The organism is Sphaerospermopsis reniformis (assembly GCF_005402885.1).
GTDB lineage: Bacteria > Cyanobacteriota > Cyanobacteriia > Cyanobacteriales > Nostocaceae > Sphaerospermopsis > Sphaerospermopsis kisseleviana.
In genome coordinates this window covers 1-2842 of sequence record NZ_BJCE01000397.1, presented here as the reverse complement: position 1 = coordinate 2842, position 2842 = coordinate 1, and the positions used below count along the sequence as shown (strand labels likewise).

Here is a 2842-nt window from a genome sequence, read left to right as displayed (position 1 = left end):
GATGCACTCGTCCACCATTCTTAGTGCTCATTCCTATCTACGTGTTCCGTAGTCATTCTTGCATGTTGCATGTTTCTAAGTGACGAGTTGATGTTGTGTCGTGATGCGTCGAGGCGGACGGCTGATGGAGGAGTGCTGACGGGTGTCGGGTGGTGAGTGACGAGTGACGAGGCATTAGTGATGCGTGAAGGGTGTCTGGAGATGGGGGATTGGGGACTGGAGATTGGGGACTGGGGACTGGGGATTGGTGACTGGGGACTGGGGACTGGGGACTGGTGACTGGGGACTGGTGACTAGAAAGAGGCAAGGGGTGCAGGGTACAGGGGAGACTATTTTTCCCAATCACCAATCACCAATCACCAATCACCAATCACCAAACCTTACTTTTGGTTGCGAAGCTTTAACTTTTATTTACTTAAACTTTACTCGATTCCCAGCCAAGAGTATGATGACTTGCTAGTTATCCAAATTAAACATTGTACAAGCCGCTTCGTGTTGTACAAAAAACTTCTTGTTTTGTAATAAAAGGAAACAACTCAATGAGACGATTGTTTGCTTTGATTTTAGCGATTGGTCTTTGGTTCAATTTTGCCCCCTCAGCTAATGCTCTGGGCGCTAACCTTGTTCCCTGTAAAGATTCTCCCGCTTTTCAAGAGCTTGCCCTAAATGCCCGTAATACCACCGCTGACCCTGAATCTGGTAAAAAGCGGTTTGAACGCTATTCTCAGGCTTTATGTGGTCCTGAAGGCTATCCTCACTTGATTGTTGATGGTCGCTTGGATCGGGCTGGAGACTTTTTAATCCCCAGCATTCTCTTCCTGTATATCGCTGGTTGGATCGGCTGGGTTGGCCGCGCTTACTTACAAGCGATCAAAAAGGAATCTGATACTGAGCAAAAAGAAATCCAAATTGATTTGGGTTTAGCACTACCCATCATTGCTACTGGGTTTGCTTGGCCAGCAGCTGCAATCAAAGAATTTCTCTCTGGTGAATTAACCGCTAAGGATTCAGAAATCACTATTTCTCCACGCTAATTCATCTGCTCTCATTCACTTGTTTTTGGAGACTAAATTCATGGCTGACAAAGGCGAACAATCATCCTATTTGATTAAGTTCATTTCTACAGCACCTGTAGCCGCTACCATCTGGCTGACCATTACAGCGGGCATTTTGATCGAATTTAACCGCTTCTTCCCTGACCTACTTTTCCACCCTCTACCATAGGGTAAAACGGGTTGATATCAGTAAACAGTACCCAGTAAATACATCAAATCTGATTGCTGTTTACTGATAACTGAATCAATGCCACCCCTTTTGAATTTTGAAGCTTGAATTTTGAGGCAACATAAAATATGGCACAAGCAGTAAACGCATCCAAAAATCTCTCCAGTGATCCCAGAAATCGGGAAACTGTAAGAGCAGCTGGCGGTAATCCTCAAGATGGAAACTTGGAAACCCCAGTTAATTCTTCTCCCCTGGTTAAGTGGTTTATTGGTAACTTACCCGCTTATCGTCCTGGACTAAATCCTTTTAGACGCGGGCTGGAAGTAGGTATGGCTCATGGTTACTTGCTCTTTGGACCTTTTAATAAGTTAGGTCCTCTGCGAGATGCTGCTAACGCTAACTTAGCTGGTTTATTGGGTAGTATTGGCTTGGTTGTAATTCTTACAGCTTGTTTATCCTTGTATGCTAATAGCAATCCAGCATCAGCACTTCCCAGTGTGACTGTACCTAACCCTCCAATGGATGCTTTTAACTCCAAAGAAAGCTGGAATAACTTCGCTAGTGCTTTCTTAATTGGTGGTATTGGTGGTGCTGTAGTTGCTTTCTTTTTGACTGTCAACTCTGGACTGATCCAAGGTTTAATCGGTTAATTTAATCTGTGGTAATGGGTAATTGGTGATTGGTAATTGTTAATCATTTTTGCCAATTACCTATTACCTATTACTCAAATAAAACAGCTTCAATTTGATTTAAAGCAGTTTCCAAATCATCATTGACAATTTGAATATCAAATTCTGCTGCTGCTTCTATTTCCTCTTGGGCGCGATTTAGACGACGGGCGATCGCCTCTTGAGAATCTTGTCCTCTTCCCCGTATCCGTTTCTCTAGTTCTGAAAATGAAGGCGGTAGTATAAAAATACTCAGTGCGTTAGGGTAGGAAGTTCTAATTTGTCTTGCCCCTTCCAATTCAATTTCTAGTATCACTAATTTACCAGACTGAATTTGCTCAAGCACCGCTGCACGGGGAGTTCCGTAATAGTTACCAGCAAATTCCGCCCATTCCAAAAATTCCCCTTGAGCAACTAATTTTTCAAACTGGCTGCGGGTGATAAAGTAATAATTTTGGCCATTAATTTCTCCTGGACGGGGAGAACGAGTCGTGGCAGATACTGAATAATAAAGCTCTGGATGAAGTTGGAGGAGCTTTTGCATCAAAGTTCCTTTGCCAACTCCACTCGGACCAGTTAAAACAATCAGTTTGCCCAAAGACGGACTTTCTGGGGTAGTAGCACCACTAGGTATGGGTAAGACTTGCATTATCCCTTCAACTTCTGAATTCATCAATAAACGTTATTCATTAGTCTTATGCTTTGTTGTGAGAGCAAGCTAAGACTAAAGAATTAGAATTGTAGCACCAGTGACAGAAAACTTGTCTAATTGATATCCTAGCGTCGATATAGCATAAATAGGAGGGGTTGACAGCCCCACCTATAATTAGGGGTTGCTGAGAAAGTCTTTCCGTGAGGGCATAGGAGTCAGGAGTCAGGAGTCAGGAGTCAGGAGGAGATTTGAAAATTTCTTTGCCATCTCTTGAAATCCCAAAAAATGCACACTTTTT

At 43.1% G+C, this 2842-nt stretch carries 5 protein-coding genes; 3 read left to right on the top strand and 2 right to left on the bottom strand.

Features of this window, described 5'->3' with window-relative positions; translation table 11 throughout:
- Nucleotides 1-174: 174 nt before the first annotated feature.
- Nucleotides 175-342: a hypothetical protein gene (locus FFR48_RS26850; RefSeq protein ID WP_162501983.1), complete on the bottom strand. Its 168-nt coding sequence runs from the start codon at nt 340-342 to the stop codon at nt 175-177.
- A 197-nt stretch (nt 343-539) separates the two neighbouring features.
- On the opposite strand from FFR48_RS26850, the gene FFR48_RS26845 reads away from it, so the two are divergent.
- The 3 genes from FFR48_RS26845 (at nt 540) to FFR48_RS26835 (ending at nt 1874) form a co-directional block, all read left to right on the top strand.
- On the top strand, nt 540-1034 hold the full coding sequence (locus FFR48_RS26845; RefSeq protein WP_096565858.1) for a Photosystem I reaction center subunit III: 495 nt from the start codon (nt 540-542) through the stop codon (nt 1032-1034).
- Between the two features lie 40 nt (nt 1035-1074).
- Nucleotides 1075-1224 carry a photosystem I reaction center subunit IX gene (gene psaJ, locus FFR48_RS26840; RefSeq protein WP_096565856.1) on the top strand — a complete coding sequence of 50 codons (150 nt, stop codon included), beginning with the start codon at nt 1075-1077 and terminating at the stop codon, nt 1222-1224.
- Between the two features lie 128 nt (nt 1225-1352).
- Complete coding sequence (locus FFR48_RS26835) at nt 1353-1874, top strand: photosystem I reaction center protein subunit XI (RefSeq protein WP_137669457.1); 522 nt, start codon at nt 1353-1355, stop codon at nt 1872-1874.
- A gap of 70 nt (nt 1875-1944) precedes the next feature.
- On the opposite strand, the gene gmk is transcribed toward FFR48_RS26835, so the two are convergent.
- Nucleotides 1945-2541: a guanylate kinase gene (gmk, locus tag FFR48_RS26830; protein ID WP_137669456.1), complete on the bottom strand. Its 597-nt coding sequence runs from the start codon at nt 2539-2541 to the stop codon at nt 1945-1947.
- Between the last annotated feature and the right edge of the window lie 301 nt (nt 2542-2842).